The organism is Streptomyces sp. NPDC006872, assembly GCF_040635845.1.
GTDB lineage: Bacteria > Actinomycetota > Actinomycetes > Streptomycetales > Streptomycetaceae > Streptomyces.
On record NZ_JBEYIL010000001.1, the window covers coordinates 714,423 to 731,474 of the forward strand.

The 17,052-nt window shown below is 69.1% G+C and carries 13 protein-coding genes; 9 read left to right on the forward strand and 4 right to left on the reverse strand.

What is annotated here, in order from left to right; translation table 11 throughout:
• Nucleotides 1-21: 21 nt before the first annotated feature.
• From ABZ725_RS03340 to ABZ725_RS03350, 3 genes are all read right to left on the reverse strand, one after another.
• Entirely contained in the window at nt 22-1,002 is a 981-nt protein-coding gene (locus ABZ725_RS03340; RefSeq protein WP_351916783.1) for an ABC transporter permease, read from the reverse strand.
• 119 nt (nt 1,003-1,121) lie between these two features.
• Nucleotides 1,122-2,888, reverse strand: coding sequence for an ABC transporter substrate-binding protein (locus tag ABZ725_RS03345; protein ID WP_358801086.1), 1,767 nt, complete (start codon nt 2,886-2,888; stop codon nt 1,122-1,124).
• 82 nt (nt 2,889-2,970) lie between these two features.
• Nucleotides 2,971-3,999: an ABC transporter permease gene (locus tag ABZ725_RS03350; RefSeq protein WP_358801087.1), complete on the reverse strand. Its 1,029-nt coding sequence runs from the start codon at nt 3,997-3,999 to the stop codon at nt 2,971-2,973.
• A 563-nt stretch (nt 4,000-4,562) separates the two neighbouring features.
• Here ABZ725_RS03350 and ABZ725_RS03355 point away from each other — a divergent pair.
• From ABZ725_RS03355 to ABZ725_RS03375, 5 genes are all read left to right on the forward strand, one after another.
• On the forward strand, nt 4,563-6,197 hold the full coding sequence (locus ABZ725_RS03355; RefSeq protein WP_358801088.1) for an ABC transporter substrate-binding protein: 1,635 nt from the start codon (nt 4,563-4,565) through the stop codon (nt 6,195-6,197).
• A gap of 6 nt (nt 6,198-6,203) precedes the next feature.
• Nucleotides 6,204-7,127 (forward strand): ABC transporter permease, encoded by a 924-nt coding sequence (locus ABZ725_RS03360; RefSeq protein WP_358801089.1) that lies wholly within the window; start codon nt 6,204-6,206, stop codon nt 7,125-7,127.
• Nucleotides 7,120-8,133 carry an ABC transporter permease gene (locus tag ABZ725_RS03365; RefSeq protein ID WP_358801090.1) on the forward strand — a complete coding sequence of 338 codons (1,014 nt, stop codon included), beginning with the start codon at nt 7,120-7,122 and terminating at the stop codon, nt 8,131-8,133. The genes ABZ725_RS03360 and ABZ725_RS03365 overlap by 8 nt, the downstream gene beginning before the upstream one ends.
• Before the next feature lie 147 nt (nt 8,134-8,280).
• Nucleotides 8,281-9,273 (forward strand): ABC transporter ATP-binding protein, encoded by a 993-nt coding sequence (locus tag ABZ725_RS03370; RefSeq protein ID WP_351916771.1) that lies wholly within the window; start codon nt 8,281-8,283, stop codon nt 9,271-9,273.
• Nucleotides 9,266-10,333, forward strand: coding sequence for a dipeptide ABC transporter ATP-binding protein (locus ABZ725_RS03375; protein WP_358801091.1), 1,068 nt, complete (start codon nt 9,266-9,268; stop codon nt 10,331-10,333). Before ABZ725_RS03370 ends, ABZ725_RS03375 begins: the two co-directional genes overlap by 8 nt.
• A gap of 164 nt (nt 10,334-10,497) precedes the next feature.
• Here the strand turns inward: ABZ725_RS03375 and ABZ725_RS03380 are convergent, their stop codons facing one another.
• A complete protein-coding gene (locus ABZ725_RS03380) occupies nt 10,498-12,636 on the reverse strand; it encodes a prolyl oligopeptidase family serine peptidase (RefSeq protein WP_358801092.1) in 2,139 nt (712 codons plus the stop codon).
• 180 nt (nt 12,637-12,816) lie between these two features.
• Between ABZ725_RS03380 and ABZ725_RS03385 the strand changes: the two genes are divergently transcribed.
• From ABZ725_RS03385 to ABZ725_RS03400, 4 genes are all read left to right on the forward strand, one after another.
• Nucleotides 12,817-13,011 carry a hypothetical protein gene (locus tag ABZ725_RS03385; RefSeq protein ID WP_351916765.1) on the forward strand — a complete coding sequence of 65 codons (195 nt, stop codon included), beginning with the start codon at nt 12,817-12,819 and terminating at the stop codon, nt 13,009-13,011.
• Nucleotides 13,012-13,039: 28 nt separating this feature from the next.
• A complete protein-coding gene (gene mshB / locus ABZ725_RS03390; protein WP_358801093.1) occupies nt 13,040-13,924 on the forward strand; it encodes an N-acetyl-1-D-myo-inositol-2-amino-2-deoxy-alpha-D-glucopyranoside deacetylase in 885 nt (294 codons plus the stop codon).
• Nucleotides 13,924-14,334, forward strand: a complete 411-nt coding sequence (locus ABZ725_RS03395; protein WP_351916761.1) for a DUF6113 family protein — start codon at nt 13,924-13,926, stop codon at nt 14,332-14,334. Before mshB ends, ABZ725_RS03395 begins: the two co-directional genes overlap by 1 nt.
• A gap of 154 nt (nt 14,335-14,488) precedes the next feature.
• Complete coding sequence (locus tag ABZ725_RS03400) at nt 14,489-16,960, forward strand: hypothetical protein (RefSeq protein WP_358801094.1); 2,472 nt, start codon at nt 14,489-14,491, stop codon at nt 16,958-16,960.
• The last annotated feature ends 92 nt before the right edge of the window (nt 16,961-17,052 follow it).

The following is a 17,052-nucleotide window of genomic DNA, read 5'->3' on the forward strand; positions in this document are numbered from 1 at the left end:
GCCGACGGGGGCGGGTGGGGGTCAGGCGAGGCGGATACGCGGGTCGATGAGCGCGTAGCAGGCGTCCACGACGATGTTGGCGAGCACCACGAAGGACGCGGTGATGACCATGATGCCGAGCAGCATCGGCAGGTCGCTGGTGAGGACGGACTTCACCGCCAGCAGGCCGACGCCCTGAACGCTGAAGGTCTTCTCCGTGATCATGGCGCCGCCGAGCAGCACGCCCATGTCGATGCCGAAGATGGTGACGATCGGACCCATCGCGCCGCGCCAGGCGAAGCGGAAGAAGACGGTGCGGCTGGACAGACCCTTGGCCTTGGCGGTGCGGACGTAGTCCTCGCTGAGCGTCTCGACCATCTGGGAGCGCGTCATACGGGTGTAGTTCGCGGTGAAGATCAGCGCGAGCACCAGCCAGGGGAGCAGCAGTCCGTTGAACCAGGCGGCCGGGTTGTCGGTGAAGGGGGTGTACGACGGCTGGTCCAGGATGTGCAACTGGTACACGAAGACGTAGAGGGCCAGCGTGCCCACGAAGTAGATCTGCATCGACGAGGCGAGCAGCGAGGCGCTGCTGGCGATCTTGTCGAGGGGCTTGCCCTGCTTGACGGCGGCCAGCATGCCCGTCCCGACGCCGAAGACGAGGAACACCACGGAGGCGCCGAGGGCGAGGGAGATCGTGGTCGGGAACCGGTCCATGATCGTGCCGAGCACGGGCTCGCGGTTGACGAACGAGTAGCCCAGGCACGGGGCGTCGCAGTGTCCGAAGGAGGCGAAGTCCCGGCCGGCGAAGACGCCCACCAGCCAGTGCCAGTACTGCACCGGCAGCGAGTCCGTGATCCCCATGTTGTGGCGGATGACCTCGAGGGTCTCCGGGGTGCACAGCTTGCCGCAGGCCAGCCGGGCCGGGTCGCGCGGCACCGCGTAGAAGAGCATGAACGTGACCGCGCTGATGATCAGCAGCGTGATCGCGGCGCCGAGGAGTCGGCGGGCTAGGAAGCGAAGCATGGGGAGTGGCTTTCCTCGGAGGGCCGTCGTGTGGTTCGGGCCGGGCCGGGGTGACCGGCGGTCACGGTGGACGAGCCGAGGGTGGGGCGGCCGAAGCCGCCCCACCTCTCAGGTGTGGATCAGGACTTGACGTACAGCTTGTAGAGCATGCAGCCGTCGAAGTTCGGGTCCATCTTCACGTTGCCGAGCTTGGAGCCGTGCATGTAGATGCGCTTCATGTACACGTCGGGGATGAACGACGCGGTCTCGGTGACCTGCTTGTCCAGGGCGGCCCACATCTTGTTGGCCTTGGCCTGGTCGGGCTCGGCCGTGGCGGCCTTGATGGCGGCGTCGACCGCGGAGTCCTTGAGGTGGCAGTAGTTCGAACCGCCGTCGGTGATGCCCTTGCTGTCGAACAGCGGCTGGAACACCGAGAAACCGGTCGGCCAGTCGGAGGACCAGCCACCCCAGTAGATGTCGAACGGGTTGGCGACCTTGCCGGTCTCGTCGTACCAGGTGGTGGAGTCGATCGGCTTGGTCACGACGTCGAAGCCGGCCGCCTTCAGGGCGTTCTGGATGACGACGGTGATCTTCGACTGGGTGTCGTCCTGCTGGTACGCGTAGACGATCTTGGCGCCGGTCTTGCCGGCCTTCTCCAGGATCTTCTTCGCGGCGGCCGGGTCGCCGGCCGGGTTCTTCAGCTTGCCCCACACGTCCTGCGACTCGTAGCCGGCGACGAGCGGGCTCATGATGCCGGTCGCGTAGTCACCGCGGACCGCGCCACCCTGCAGCTGACGGATCGCGGCGGTCGGCCAGGCCTTGATCAGGGCCTCGCGGACGGCCTTGTCGGTCACCCGGGTCTGGTTGATCCAGTAGACGCTGACGCCGCTGCCCAGGCCGCTGAAGACCCGGTCCTTGGCCTCGGTCTGCGCCTTCTGGACGCGCTCCTGCGGGATCGTGCGCCAGCTGACGGCGAACTGGTCGTTGCCGGAGTCGGCGAGCAGCCGGTCGATCGCGGTCAGCTGCTCGATGCCGAAGGAGAAGTTGAACTGGTCCGGGTAGGCATTGCGGATCGGGTCCGTGGCCGCGTCCCAGTGCTCGTTGCGGACCAGGACCATCGACTTGTCGGTGACGTGCGTCTGGACCTTGTAGGGGCCGTTCGACACCGGCTTCTTGTCGTAGTTCTCCTTGGTGTCCTTCTTCACCGGGGTGGGGGCGTAAGTGTTCATCGCCACCACGTAGTTGAAGTCGGGACGCGCCTCGGCAAGGCGGAACGTGATCTTCTTGCCGCTGGTCTCGATCGACTTCAGGTGCTTGCCGCCGTACGGGCCCGGGTACGACTTGCGGTACTCCGAGCTGCCCGTCAGCCACTGCTGGATGTACATGGCGCCTTCGGTGATGAAGCTGGCGAAGGCACGCTCGAAGCCGTGACGGACGTCGTCGACGGTGACGTCGGAGCCGTCCTCCCACTTGACGCCGTCCTTCAGGGTGAAGGACCAGGTCTTGCCGCCGTCCGTCATGGTGCCCGTGTCGGTGGCGAGGTCGCCGACGAGGGTCATCGAACCGTCGTCCGCGATCTTGTAACCGGTCAGCGTGCGGTTGATGACGATCGAGCCGAGCGAGTTCCAGGCGTAGTAGATGCGCTGCGGGTCGAGGTGCGAGAAGTCGTCGTCGTTCAGCAGGTAGACGGTGCCACCCTTCTTCGCGCCGGAGACCTCGGGGGCCGGACCCTTGGAGTCCTCGGCCGTACCGATCTTGACCGTGGTCGCGTTGGCCTTGGCGGCGTCCTGCTTGCCACCGGAGCCGCTGTTGCTGGTCGAGTCCCCACTGCTGCACGCGGTCAGCACGGAGCCCGCGGCGGCGGCGACACCGGTGGCTATCAGGAAGTTTCTGCGCGAGAAGGACATCGCATCCTGCCTTGAGGTGAGAGTGATGAGAGAGGGTTCCGGCACCCCGGCGCCTTTGCCGTGGTCCTGAAAAGGGCCGGAGTCAGCGCTTGGTCTTCGGATCGAGTGCGTCGCGTACCGAGTCTCCGAGCAGGTTGAACGCCAGTACGAAGATCACCATGGCCAGGCCCGGGAAGAGCAGGTAGGTGATGTCGTCCTGGTAGACCTGGGCGGCGCGTCCGATCATGACGCCCCAGTCGGGGGTCGGATCCTTGATGCCGACGCCGAGGAAGGCGAGGCCCGCTTCCGTGGTGACCATCAGAGGCAGGTTGAGCGTTGCCTGAATGAGGATCGGAGTCCACAGGTTGGGCAGCAGCTCCTTGAAGATGATGCGCGCCGGAGACGCTCCCGTGACCTTGGCCGCCTCGACGAACTCCCGCTCGCGCAGGGCCAGTACCTGGCCGCGCAGGAGTCGGGCGATGGACGCCCAGCCGAAGACGGTCAGCAACAGGACGAGGGAGCCCACGATGAGCCACATCGGCGTGTTCTCGTCGGGCCGCACGAAGATGGCGAGCACCACGGGCGTGAAGGCGACGAAGAACAGCTGCGAGGGGAAGGCCAGCAGGATGTCGATGACCCGGCCGATGAACCAGTCCGTCTTGCCGCCGACGTAGCCGGCGGTGACGCCGAGCACGACACCGATGATCACCACGAGAAGGGTGATGGCCGTCGCGATCAGCAGCGAGTTGCGGATCGCGTACAGCAGGAAGGTGAAGACGTCACGGCCGAGGCCGGGCTCGATGCCGAACCAGAACTCGCTGTCGATGCCGCCGTTGGGCTTCACGGGGTAGCTGTTGTCGCCGAGCAGTCCGGGCGTGTTGAGCCCGTAGGTGGTGTACGGGTCCTTGCCGTACAGGCTGGCTATGAGCGGCGCGGCCAGCGCGATCACGAAGAAGGCGATCACGATGAACGCCGAGATGACGCCCGTGCGGTCCCGCTTGAAACGGCGCCAGGCGAGTTGCCCGGGAGACCGGCTCTCGTTGACCTTCGGAGCGTCGGAAGTGGTCGACTTCGCGACGTTCTCGTCGGTCACCTCGAGCGGTGCAGCCGCTGATGGAGTTGGGGGGGTCATGGTGCTCCTGGCCCAAGGGAGGGTCTGATGACTCCGCAGGGCACTCCCCTACGGGCTACGCGGGACTTTTTCAACGCAATTCGTTCAAGGTCAATAAATTCTGGTCTCCCTTGGTCTTCTCTTTACCTTCTTTACCCGGCCTTGACCGTACCGTAGCTACGCGTGTAGCGCGCCGTAATCGTTCCGTGTCCAGATTCGGGCCAACTGCGCAAAGCGGGCAACGAGTTCGATATGCGGACGCCTCAGTGTCGGAATGCGTACATCTTGTGGTCGCAAGCCAACGGTTCGGCATCGGATCCCGGAGACCCGTTGCGCACTACACCGAAGATCCATTGTGACCTGCGCAGAAGATCCTTTTCGACCCCCCAGCAGGAACCTGCTGTCGGCAGTAGATGCACTTGCGCCATCCCCCGAATAGCCCCCTGGCGGCCCTCCGTTGGGCGCGGCCCGAGTGCGATATGCACTCTTTAAGTTGATATTGACCGTTAACGGATCAGTGTTTCGACGTCTCGACGCTGACGGTGGAGCGCTCAGGTAAAGGCGCGGTCAATGAGGAGGCATCCATGCGCGGAGCCACGCACGCCAAGTGGGCCGTATGCGCGGCGGCGGCAGCGCTCGCGGCGACGGCCTGTGGGGGCGGGGGGAGCGACAGCGGGGGCGGCGACGGCGGCGCGGTGCTCAGCTCCTCCTGGGGAGACCCGCAGAACCCGCTGGAACCCGCCAACACCAACGAGGTGCAGGGCGGCAAGGTCCTGGACATGATCTTCCGGAGCCTGAAGAAGTACAACCCGGAGACCGGCGCCGCCGAGGACATGCTGGCCGAGAAGATCGAGACCACGGACTCCCAGAACTTCACCATCACCGTCAAGGACGGCTGGACGTTCAGCAATGGCGAAAAAGTGACGTCCAAATCCTTCGTCGACGCCTGGAACTACGGCGCCAGTCTGAAGAACAACCAGAAGAACGCGTACTTCTTCGAGTACATCGACGGCTACACCGCGGTCCATCCCGCCGACGGCAGCGCCCAGAGCGCCGGCGCCCTCGCCGGGCTCAAGGTGGTCGACGACAAGACCTTCACCGTCAAGCTCAAGCAGAAGTTCTCCACCTTCCCTGACACTCTGGGCTACCCCGCCTACGCCCCGCTGCCCCAGTCCTTCTTCACCGACCACGCGGGCTGGCTGAAGAAACCGATCGGAAACGGCCCGTACACGATCGACTCCTACGCTAAGGGTTCCCAGATGGCCCTGAAGAAGTGGGACGGCTACCCCGGCACCGACAAGGCGGAGAACGGCGGTGTGACCCTCAAGGTCTACACCGACAACAACACCGCCTACACCGACCTGCTGGCCGGCAACCTCGACCTCGTCGACGACGTGCCCGCGGCCCAGCTCAAGAACGTCAAGAACGACCTCGGCGACCGCTATCTGAACACCCCCGCCGGCATCATCCAGACCCTGGCCTTCCCCTTCTACGACAAGAAGTGGAACACCACCGGCTCGGACAAGGTCCGCACCGGCCTCTCCCGGGCGATCGACCGCAAGCAGATCACCGAGACGATCTTCCAGAAAACCCGCACCCCCGCCACCGACTGGACCTCCCCGGTGCTCGGCGAGGAGGGCGGCTTCAAGGAAGGCCTGTGCGGAGACGCCTGCGAGTACGACCCCGACGCGGCCAAGAAGCTCATCGAGGAGGGCGGCGGGCTCCCCGGCGGCCAGGTCAAGATCACATACAACGCGGACACCGGATCCCACAAACAGTGGGTCGACGCCGTCTGCAACTCGATCAACAACGCCCTCGACAACGACAAGGCCTGCGTCGGCAACCCGGTCGGCACCTTCGCCGACTTCCGCGGCCAGATCACCGACCGGAAGATGAGCGGCCCGTTCCGGGCGGGCTGGCAGATGGACTACCCCCTCATCCAGAACTTCCTCCAGCCGCTCTACTACACCAACGCCTCCTCCAACGACGGCAAGTGGTCCAACGAGGAGTTCGACAAGCTCGTCGACCAGGCCAACGCCGAGACCGACACCGCCAAGGCCGTGGAGACCTTCCAGCAGGCCGAGGAGGTCGTCCGCGACAACATGGCCGCCATCCCCCTCTGGTACCAGAACGGCAGCGCCGGCTACTCGGAGCGCCTCTCCAACGTCAAGCTGAACCCGTTCTCCGTCCCGGTCTACAACGAGATCAAGGTCAGCTGACCCGCCATGGGCCGGTATGTGATCCGGCGTCTGCTCCAGATGATCCCGGTGTTCATCGGCGCCACGCTGCTGATCTTCCTGATGGTGAACGTGATGGGCGACCCCGTCGCGGGCCTGTGCGGCGACCGCCAGTGCGATCCGGCCACCGCCGCCCAGCTGGAGAAGGAGTTCGGCCTCGACAAGCCGGTCTGGCAGCAGTACCTGACCTACATGGGGAACGTCTTCACCGGAGACTTCGGGACGGCGTTCAACGGACAGCCCGTCACCGAGCTGATGGCCACAGCGTTCCCGGTCACCATCCGGCTGACGATCGTGGCGATCCTCTTCGAGATCGTCATCGGCATCGCCCTCGGTGTGGTCACGGGCCTGCGTCGGGGCCGGCCCGTCGACACCGGGGTCCTGCTGCTCACCCTCGTCGTGATCTCCGTCCCCACCTTCGTCACCGGCCTGCTGCTGCAACTGCTGCTCGGCGTCGAATGGGGCTGGATCAAGCCGTCGGTCTCCTCGGAGGCCACCTTCGGCGAGCTGATCGTGCCCGGCCTGGTGCTGGCCTCGGTCTCCCTCGCCTACGTCACCCGCCTGACCCGCACCTCCATCGCCGAGAACAAGCGCTCCGACTACGTCCGCACCGCCGTCGCCAAAGGGCTGCCCCGCCGCCGGGTCGTCACCCGCCACCTGCTGCGCAACTCGCTCATCCCGGTGGTCACCTTCATCGGCACCGACATCGGGGCGCTGATGGGCGGCGCGATCGTCACCGAGCGCATCTTCAACATCCACGGCGTCGGCTTCCAGCTCTACCAGGGGATTCTGCGCCAGAACACCCAGACGGTCGTCGGCTTCGTGACGGTGCTGGTCCTGGTCTTCCTCGTCGCCAACCTGCTCGTCGACCTCCTGTACGCCGTACTCGACCCGAGGATCCGCTATGCCTGAGCCGACGCCCGGGGAACACCACCTGCAGGGCGCGGCCCGCACGCCGGAAGAGGGCGTCATCGCCGACACCGGCATGGGCGGCACGATGGACCTGGCGACGGCAGAGGGCGAAACGCTCGAGACGACGCCGGACGGCCCCCAGGGCACCGGCCCCTCGGAGAAGCCCCGCTCCCTCTGGTCCGACGCCTGGCGCGACCTGCGCCGCAACCCGGTGTTCATCGTCGCCGGTCTGATCATCCTCTTCCTGGTCTTCATCTCGCTCTGGCCCGGGGCCATCACCTGGGAGAGCCCCCTGCAGTGCAACCTCGCCAAGGCCCAGGAGGGCTCCCAGCCCGGCCATCCCTTCGGCTTCGACGGCCAGGGCTGCGACGTCTACACCCGCACCGTCTACGGCGCCCGTACGTCCGTCACGGTCGGCGTCCTGGCCACGCTCGGCGTCGCCCTGTTCGGCAGCGTCCTCGGCGGACTCGCGGGCTTCTTCGGCGGGGCCGGGGACTCGATCCTGTCCCGGATCACCGACATCTTCTTCGCCATCCCGGTCGTCCTCGGCGGACTCGTCCTCCTCTCCGTGGTGACCAGCAATACGGTCTGGCCGGTCATCGGGTTCATGGTGCTGCTCGGCTGGCCCCAGATCTCCCGGATCGCCCGCGGCTCGGTGATCACCGCCAAACAGAACGACTACGTCCAGGCCGCCCGCGCCCTGGGCGCCTCCAACTCCCGCCTGCTGCTGCGCCACATCACCCCGAACGCGGTCGCCCCGGTGATCGTGGTCGCGACCATCGCGCTCGGCACGTACATCTCGCTGGAGGCGACCCTGTCCTACCTCGGCGTCGGCCTGAAGCCGCCCACCGTCTCCTGGGGCATCGACATCTCCGCCGCCTCCCCCTACATCCGCAACGCCCCCCACGCCCTGCTCTGGCCCTCGGGCGCCCTGGCCGTCACGGTCCTGGCCTTCATCATGCTCGGCGACGCGGTCCGCGACGCCCTCGACCCGAAGCTGAGGTGACGACGGATGCGCGTGCACGTACGTGATGCGAGGGCGGGGTTCCGCTCCCGGTCGGGGCAGTGGCCGCCGGCCGCCGTGCCTGGCGCGGGGGTGTGTTCGGTGATGCCGGTGGGCAACGCCTTCGAACCGAAGCTGAGGTGACGACGGATGCTGCTCGAAGTGCGTGATCTGCACGTGGAGTTCCGTACCCGGGACGGGATCGCCCGGGCCGTCAACGGCGTCAGCTACGGCGTGGACGCGGGCGAGACGCTCGCCGTGCTCGGCGAGTCCGGGTCCGGGAAGTCCGTCACCGCTCAGGCGGTCATGGGCATCCTCGACATGCCGCCCGGGCGGATCACCGGCGGCGAGATCCTCTTCCAGGGCCGGGATCTGCTGAAGCTCAAGGAGGAGGAGCGCAGGAAGGTCCGGGGCGCCGAGATGGCGATGATCTTCCAGGACGCCCTGTCGTCCCTGAACCCCGTGCTGTCGGTCGGCGACCAGCTCGGCGAGATGTTCACCGTGCACCGCGGGATGTCCCGCAAGGAGGCGCGGGCCAAGGCCGTCGAGCTGATGGACCACGTCCGCATCCCGGCCGCCCGGGAACGGGTCAAGGACTACCCGCACCAGTTCTCCGGCGGTATGCGCCAGCGCATCATGATCGCGATGGCGCTCGCGCTCGAACCGGCGCTCATCATCGCCGACGAACCCACCACCGCCCTCGACGTCACCGTCCAGGCCCAGGTCATGGACCTGCTCGCGGAGTTGCAGCGCGAGTACCGGATGGGGCTCATCCTCATCACCCACGACCTCGGCGTGGTCGCCGACGTCGCCGACCGCATCGCCGTCATGTACGCGGGCCGGATCGTCGAGTCGGCCCCCGTCCACGACATCTACAAGGCCCCGGCCCACCCGTACACCCGCGGCCTGCTCGACTCCATCCCGCGCCTGGACCAGAAGGGCCATGAGCTCTACGCCATCAAGGGCCTGCCGCCCAACCTCATGAACATCCCGCCGGGCTGCGCCTTCAACCCGCGCTGCCCGATGGCCCAGGACGTGTGCCGCACGGACGTGCCCCCGCTGTACGAGGTCGACGAGTCGGACGCGGACCGGACGGACCGCACCAGCGCCTGCCACTTCTGGAGGGAGTGCCTCCATGGTTAGTACCTCGGCCGCCGAGCCGATCCTCGAAGTGAGCGGGCTGGTCAAGCACTACCCGCTCACCCGGGGCATCCTGTTCAAGAAGCAGATCGGAGCGGTGAAGGCCGTCGACGGGGTCGACTTCACCCTCCACCGCGGCGAGACCCTCGGCATCGTCGGGGAGTCCGGCTGCGGCAAGTCCACGGTCGCCAAGATGCTGGTCAACCTGGAGAAGCCGACGGCGGGGGAGATCCGCTACAAGGGCGAGGATCTGACCCGTCTGTCGGGCAAGGCCCTGCGGGCGGTCCGCCGCAACATCCAGATGGTGTTCCAGGACCCGTACACCTCCCTCAACCCCCGGATGACCGTCGGCGACATCATCGGAGAGCCGTACGAGATCCACCCCGAGGTGGCCCCCAAGGGCGACCGGCGCCGAAAGGTCCAGGATCTCCTGGACGTCGTCGGCCTCAACCCCGAGTACATCAACCGCTACCCGCACCAGTTCTCCGGCGGCCAGCGCCAGCGCATCGGCATCGCGCGCGGCCTCGCCCTGCGCCCGGAGGTGATCGTCGCCGACGAACCGGTCTCCGCGCTGGACGTGTCGGTGCAGGCGCAGGTGATCAACCTGCTGGACCGGCTGCAGAGCGAGTTCGACCTCTCGTACCTCTTCATCGCCCACGACCTCTCGATCGTCCGCCACATCTCGGACCGGGTCGGGGTCATGTACCTCGGGCGGATCGTGGAGATCGGCCGGGACGCCGAGATCTACGACCACCCCACCCACCCGTACACCCAGGCCCTGCTGTCCGCGGTCCCGGTGCCGGACCCGGAGGCGCGGGAGCACCGGGAGCGGATCATCCTGACGGGCGACGTCCCGTCCCCGACGAACATCCCCTCCGGCTGCCGCTTCCGCACCCGCTGCTGGAAGGCGCGGGAGCGCTGCGCGCAGGAGGTGCCGGCGCTGGCGGTCCCGGCGGAGTTCCGGCTCGCGACGGGCCCCGCGGCCCACGACTCGGCCTGCCACTTCGCGGAGGAGAAACAGGTGGTCCCACCGGAGGACGATCATGGTGAGGGGATGTCATAAGGCACCAAACGCACACCAACCGCGTTAACACGCAGGCAACTTGGCTGACCCGATTCCGATATACGGACGCGCCAGTCTGAACAGCGTACGGCCGTGCGGGTGCCGTAAACGGGCCGGGAGCGCCATGTCTCCCGGCCCGTTGCCGTGCCTACGGCGCCACGGGCCTACGCCGGCCCCAACGAGCGCTTCAGGAAGTCCACCTGGAGCAGCAGCAGGTTCTCCGCGACCTGCTCCTGCGGGGTCATATGGGTGACGCCCGACAGCGGCAGCACCTCGTGCGGCCGCCCGGCGGACAGCAGCGCCGAGGACAGCCGCAGGGCGTGGGCGACGACCACGTTGTCGTCGGCCAGTCCATGGACGATCATCAGCGGGCGGTGGGGCTCGGCGGGGGCGGAGAGCCCCTCGTCGGTGATGAGCGAGCTCTTCGCGTACGCCTCCGGGGAGGCGGCCGGGTCGCCGAGGTACCGCTCGGTGTAGTGGGTGTCGTAGAGCCGCCAGTCGGTCACCGGCGCGCCCGCGATGCCCGCGTGGAAGACGTCGGGGCGGCGCAGTACCGCGAGGGCCGCGAGCCAGCCGCCGAAGGACCAGCCGCGGATCGCCACCCGGGAGAGGTCGAGGGGGTGGCTCTTGGCCAGATCCTGGAGGGCGTCGATCTGGTCGTCGAGGCTGACCGTGAAGTCGTGGTGGATCGCCTTCTCCCAGCCGGGGGAGCGGCCCGGGGTGCCCCGGCCGTCGGCGACGACCACCGCGAAGCCCTGGTCGGCGAACCACTGCGAGGTCAGATGGGCGTTGTGCGCGGCGAGCACCCGGGGCCCGTGCGGACCGCCGTAGGGGTCCAGCAGGACGGGGAGGAGGGGGCCGGACGAGGAGGATGAGGTGTCACCGGGGTAGTCCGTAGGCATGAGCACGGCGCACGGGACGCGCCGTGCGCCCCCTTCGATGAGCCGCACGCGGGGGGACAGGCCCGGATCCTGCGCATATGACCGGACGATCCCCGTCGGCTTCCCGTCCTTCAGCACCCGCGCCACGCTGCCCGGCCGGTCCGGCACCGCCGACACCAGAACGGTCACGTTCCCCGCCCGCACCGCCGAGTGCACACCGGGCTCCTCGGACACGCGCGCGACGCCCAGTTCGTTGACGCGGTAGACATGCACCTCGCCGATTTCCGGCGCGGCCGCGTCCTCCCCGGCCGAGGCGGAGACCAGTACGTCGTCGGCCGTGACGTCCAGCACCGCCCGTACGTGCAACTGGGCTCCCGTCAGCGGACGTTCGCCGACCGCGAGGACCCGGGCGCCGCCCTCGTCGGCGATCCGGACCAGCTGTCCGGAGGGGCTCCAACAGGGCACTCCAGGGAAAAGATCCAGCCAAATCAGATCTTCGTCCGCGTGCACCATCCGGGTCGTCCCGGAGTCGGTGTCCACGGCGAGGAACAGTTGACTGCGCTGATCGCGCGCCTGTACGAGCAGCAGCGGCGCCCCCGCCCCTGACCAGTGCACTCGCGCCAGATACGGGTAACGCGCCCGGTCCCAGACGACCTCCGTGCGCACCCCGTCGAGCCCGAAGAGGAACAGTCGTACGTCCGCGTTGGGCGTCCCGGCAGCCGGATAAGGCACGTGTTGTGGGTCACGTTTCGGCTGCGCCGGATCGGAGATCCACCAACGCTCCACGGGCGTGTCGTCCACCCGCGCCACGAGCAGCCGATCCGACTCCGGGGCCCACCAGAACCCGCGCGAGCGACCCATCTCCTCGGCCGCGATGAACTCGGCCAATCCATAGGAAACCGTCTCCGATTCCGGTTCCACGACCGCCCGGTCGTCCGCACCCTCGGCGCCGACCACCCGCAGGGCGCCTCCGACAACGTAGGCGACGAGCCGGCCGTCGGGGGAAGGACGGGGGTCGATCACCGGTCCGGGGACCGGCAGTTCGGCGGCCGTCCCGGCCCGCAGCTCGGCCGTGAAAAGCCGCCCTGACAAGGCGAAAGACGCCAGCTCGACGGCCTCGTCGGTGGCATAGCCGACGATCCCGGCACCGCCCTCACGGCTGCGTTCACGACGCGCCCGTTCCGCCGGGGAGAGGTCCTCCGCGGTGCCTCCGAGCAGGGCGGGCGGGTCGGCCGCCAGGCGTTCCGTGCCGTCCGCGGGGTCGAGGACCCACAGTGCGCCCGCGCGGTCCGTGCCGGAGCCTGAACGCAGGAACACGACCCGGGAGCTGTCGGGAGCCACCGTGAACGAACGCGGCGCGCCGAGGGTGAAACGCTGGGTGCGGGCGTGCCTGCGGGGGAAGGAGTCGGACTCGGTCGTCATGGGCCGACCATATTGGCCATGCGCCCCCTTGTGCGGCCGTGCGCCGAGAGATGCGCACGTACTGATAGTTATGATCACTAGCGCACTGTGGGTATGAACCTGCTGGCAGTTGTATGGATTTACAAGTTGTCTCGCTCTGTTTTTGCCCCCACGTTCCCGGGTTCTTGGAGGTGAGCCGCCGTGGCACTCTCGATTTCGGCGGTGGTGCTGCTGGCGATCATCGTCTTCTTGTTGATCAAGAAGTCAGGACTGAAGGGCGGTCACGCTGTCGTCTGCATCCTGCTCGGTTTCTATCTGGCGTCCTCGACGATCGCGCCCACGATCAGCGATCTGACCACGAGCGTGGCGGACGTGATCGGCAGCCTCAAGTTCTGACGGGTCGGCCGCCTCGTAGGGTGGCCCCATGACGGAACTGCCCGGCCGGCGTCTGTTGCTGGTGCACGCGCACCCGGACGACGAGTCGATCAACAACGGCGCGACCATGGCCAGGTACGCGGCCGAGGGCGCTCACGTGACCCTGGTCACCTGCACCCTCGGCGAACGCGGCGAGGTCATCCCGCCCGAGCTGCGGCATCTGACCGGCGCCGCCCTGGGCGAGTGCCGGCGGCGGGAACTCGCCGCCGCCATGGCCGAACTCGGCGTGCGGGACTTCCGTCTGCTCGGCGGCGCCGGCCGCTACGGCGACTCGGGGATGATGGGCATCCCCGACAACGACGACCCCGCCTGCTTCTGGCAGGCCGACGTCGACGAAGCCGCCGCGTTCCTCGTCGAGGTGATCCTCGAGGTGCGCCCCCAGGTGCTCGTCACCTACGACGAGCACGGCGGCTACGGCCACCCCGACCACATCCAGGCCCACCGCGTCGCCATGCGGGCGGTGGAGCTCGCCGAGAGCGCCGGCCGGCGCATCCCCAAGGTGTACTGGAACCGCGTCCCACGCTCCCTCGCCGAGGCCGCCTTCGCGCACCTGCGGGAAGAGCTTCCGCGGCTGCCCTTCGCCGAGGCCGGCGCCGTCGCCGACGTACCGGGTGTCGTCGACGACGACCGCGTCACCGCCGAGATCGACGCCACCGCCGCGTACGCGGGCGCCAAGGCGGCCGCGATGCGCGCGCACGCCACCCAGATCGAGGTCGCCCCCGACGGGCGGTCCTTCGCCCTGTCGAACGGACTCGCCCAGCCCCTCTTCACCGCCGAGTACTACGAACTCGTCCGCGGAGCGTCCGGCGGCGAGTCCGCCGAGAAGAGGGAGACCGACCTGTTCGCCGGTATCGGCGACGAGGAGGTGGCCTGATGTCCGACCGTGGCTCGATGCTCGCCCAGCCGCTCCAGCTGCCCCCCGCCGGACGGGCCGTCGCCTACGTGGGACTTCTGCTGCTCGGCGCGGTCACCGGACTCGCCGGAGCGCTCGTCCAGGCCGGCTGGTTCCCGGGCGGCCTGCTCCTCGCGCTCGCCGGCGCGGCCGGGCTGTTCATCGGCGGGGCGCGGGCCCTCGACAGCCGCGGCGGGGCCGTCGCGCCCGCCGCCGGCTGGATGATCTCCGTCATCCTGAGCACCGCGGGCCGTCCCGAGGGAGACTTCCTGTTCGGCGCGGGAGGCGGCTCCTACCTCTTCCTGCTCGGTGGCATGGCACTTGCTGTGATCTGCGCCACCATTGGTTTGGGGCGGCAACCGGTCGGCGACGACGTCCGACTTGGCAAGTGACGTACCACTTCACCCTGGGGTACCGGTGGGAGTCCCGTGTGGGTTTCCCTGACGGTCGTGGGATACGGGCCAGAAGTGGCCAGTATGGTGGTGCGCGCCGCCGAGCTGCCCGTGAGGCCGTGGCGGGCGGCGGAGCCAACCTGGAGAACCTGCCTTGAGTCGTGAAACTGACAGTCCGTCCTCCGGGCCCAACGGGCGCGGCGGAGCCGCATACCCCTCGGGCACGCCGCCGTACGGCACCCCCGTGGTGTCCGACGGCGGTACGGACGCGGGCCGTTCGGCCGCGCGGCCGGAGGAACGCAAGACCGAGACCACGCTGACGACCCGGATCCGCATCAACATCCCCGGATCGCGGCCCATTCCGCCGGTCGTCGTGCGCACCCCCGTGGCCGACGCCGAGAGCACGGGCGACGACAGCCCCGGCCCCGGCGGCAACCCCCAAGCCGACCCCGGCGCCGACGCGCCGCCGCCGGCAGCTGCGGGCGCCGCCGGCTCGGTCTCGTCGGAGACCGGCTCGTTCAGGCTGCCCGGCGAACCCGCGCCCTCCGCGGAGGAGAAGAGAAGCGACTGGTTCGCGCCTCGTAAGTCCTCGGCGGGCAAGGGCGGTCAGGGCGGCGGCGCCACCAACGGAGCCGGAATCCCGGGCGGTTCGGCCGCCGGGGCGGGTACGCCGCCCGCGAGCGGCCCGGCGGCCGGAACCGCGGCCGGGTCCGGTACCGGCGCGCCCGGCGGTGCGCGGCCGGGCGCCGGGCGTCCTGGTGGCGTGGTCGGCTCCATGAGCCTGTCGGGCGGTCCCCGCCCCGGCGGCACCAACGGTGCGGGGCTCCCCGGCGGCGCCACCGGAGGTCCCGTGGCTCCGGGGCACGGCGGCGGAACCGGCTCCTTCGACGTGACCGAGGCGCTGGCCGTGGGCCCGCTCGGCAACGGCCCCCGTCCGGGCCAGGCACCGGGCCAGGGCCAGGGTCAGGGCCGCCAGGGTCAAGGTCCGGGCCAGGTGCAGGGACCGGGCCAGGGCCAGGGCCAGGGCCCGGGGCAGGTTCAGGGCGGCGGCCCCGCCGAACCGCGCCGCGACAACCTGCCGTACTTCTCCGACAACGGTCAGAACGGCCAGAACGGTCAGAGCGGCCGGCGCAGCCCGAACGGGCTCGGCGGTCCGCAGGGCCAGACCGGTCCGAACGGCTTCGGCGGCTCCTACGACTTCAACGGTCCGGACGGCCCCGGCGGCCCCGGTGGCCGAGGCGGCCCGCAGGGCGGCCCCGCGGGCCCGACCGGCGGCCCGGTCACCGGCGACGGCCCGATGGTGCCCCCGGTGGCCGGCGCCCCCGCCGCGACCCGCCCGCCCGGCGCCCCGCGTTCCGCCGGCCCCGGCGCCGGACCAGGCACCGCCCCCGGCACCGGTCGTCTCCCCGGCGGTGGTCTGAGCGACGACACCGCGATCCTCACCCCGCAGAAGCCCGCCCCCGAACCGGGCGCGGGCGGCTACGGCGGGCGGCCCGTCGACAACGTCTCCGGGCACACCGTCACCAGCGGCATCCCCGTCGTGCCCGCCGGCGGCCAGCCCGGGCCGGGCGGATCCTTCCCGCCGGGCCCCGCACGCACCGACGGGCCGGGCACCCCGCCGCACGGTTCGGAGCAGGTCAGGCCGAGCCCGGCCGCGGGCGACTCCAAGAAGAAGAAAAAGAAGAAGGGCCGCAGCAAGGCCCCCCTGCTGGGCGGCCTGGTGGTCGTCGCGGGGATCGGCCTCTACGGCGCCGGCCTGCTGATGAACCACTCCGACGTGCCCAAGGGCACCACCGTGCTCGGCGTGGACATCGGCGGCGGCACCCGCGACGACGCCGTCAAGAAGCTCGACGACGCCTTCGAGAAGCGGGCCGTCACGCCGCTGAAGCTGTCCGTGGACGGCGCCACCGTCACCCTCAAGCCGGACCAGGCGGGCCTGCAGTTCGACATGCCGGCCACGGTCGACGCCGCCGCCAAGAGCGACTACAACCCGATCTCCGTGATCGGCTCGCTGTTCGGGCAGCACCGTGAGGTCGAGCCCGAGATGCCGGTCGACGAGGAGAAGCTCCAGGCGGCTCTGGCGACCGCCGCGGGCGGCTCCGGCTCGGCCACCGAGGGCACGATCAAGTTCGAGTCCGGCAAGGCCGTCGCCGTCTACGGCAAGGCGGGCAAGGGCATCGACGCGGCGAAGGCCGCGGATTCCGTCGTGGCGGCCTACCGCGCCCAGGTCGACACGGGCACGACCACCCCGGTCAAGGTCCCGACCACGGCCAAGCAGCCGACGATCACCGACGCCGAGGTCGACCGGATGATGAAGGAGTTCGCCGAACCGGCGATGTCCGACAGGGTCACGGTCGAGACCGACGCGGCGCACTCCGTGCCGATGAGCCCGAAGAACTCCCTGTGGAAGTTCCTCGGCGTCAAGGCCGTCGACGGCAAGCTGGTGGAGAGCTACGACCAGGCCGCCCTGAAGGAGCTGTACGGGAACGCCTTCGACGGCGTCCTGATCACCCGCGGCACCGGCCAGAAGACCGCCGTCACCGTCCAGGACGTCATCAGCGCGCTGCGCCCGGCCCTGGTCAGCAAGACCGACCGGACCGGCGTCATCGACACCGACCCCAGCTAGGACCTGTCCGACGCCGCGGTGCCGTATGACATCTGTCATGCGGCACCGTGGACGGCCGACACTGCCGCCCGCCCGGTACCCAGGACGACCAT

Excerpts from the sequence above, each read along its gene's own strand:
- ABZ725_RS03360 (WP_358801089.1), top strand. The coding sequence starts at position 6,204 with ATGGGCCGGTATGTGATCCGGCGTCTGCTCCAGATGATCCCGGTGTTC.
- ABZ725_RS03380 (WP_358801092.1), bottom strand. The coding sequence starts at position 12,636 with ATGACGACCGAGTCCGACTCCTTCCCCCGCAGGCACGCCCGCACCCAG.
- ABZ725_RS03345 (WP_358801086.1), bottom strand. The coding sequence starts at position 2,888 with ATGTCCTTCTCGCGCAGAAACTTCCTGATAGCCACCGGTGTCGCCGCC.
- ABZ725_RS03395 (WP_351916761.1), top strand. The coding sequence starts at position 13,924 with ATGTCCGACCGTGGCTCGATGCTCGCCCAGCCGCTCCAGCTGCCCCCC.
- ABZ725_RS03365 (WP_358801090.1), top strand. The coding sequence starts at position 7,120 with ATGCCTGAGCCGACGCCCGGGGAACACCACCTGCAGGGCGCGGCCCGC.
- ABZ725_RS03375 (WP_358801091.1), top strand. The coding sequence starts at position 9,266 with ATGGTTAGTACCTCGGCCGCCGAGCCGATCCTCGAAGTGAGCGGGCTG.
- ABZ725_RS03340 (WP_351916783.1), bottom strand. The coding sequence starts at position 1,002 with ATGCTTCGCTTCCTAGCCCGCCGACTCCTCGGCGCCGCGATCACGCTG.
- ABZ725_RS03355 (WP_358801088.1), top strand. The coding sequence starts at position 4,563 with ATGCGCGGAGCCACGCACGCCAAGTGGGCCGTATGCGCGGCGGCGGCA.
- ABZ725_RS03370 (WP_351916771.1), top strand. The coding sequence starts at position 8,281 with ATGCTGCTCGAAGTGCGTGATCTGCACGTGGAGTTCCGTACCCGGGAC.
- ABZ725_RS03350 (WP_358801087.1), bottom strand. The coding sequence starts at position 3,999 with ATGACCCCCCCAACTCCATCAGCGGCTGCACCGCTCGAGGTGACCGAC.
- mshB (WP_358801093.1), top strand. The coding sequence starts at position 13,040 with ATGACGGAACTGCCCGGCCGGCGTCTGTTGCTGGTGCACGCGCACCCG.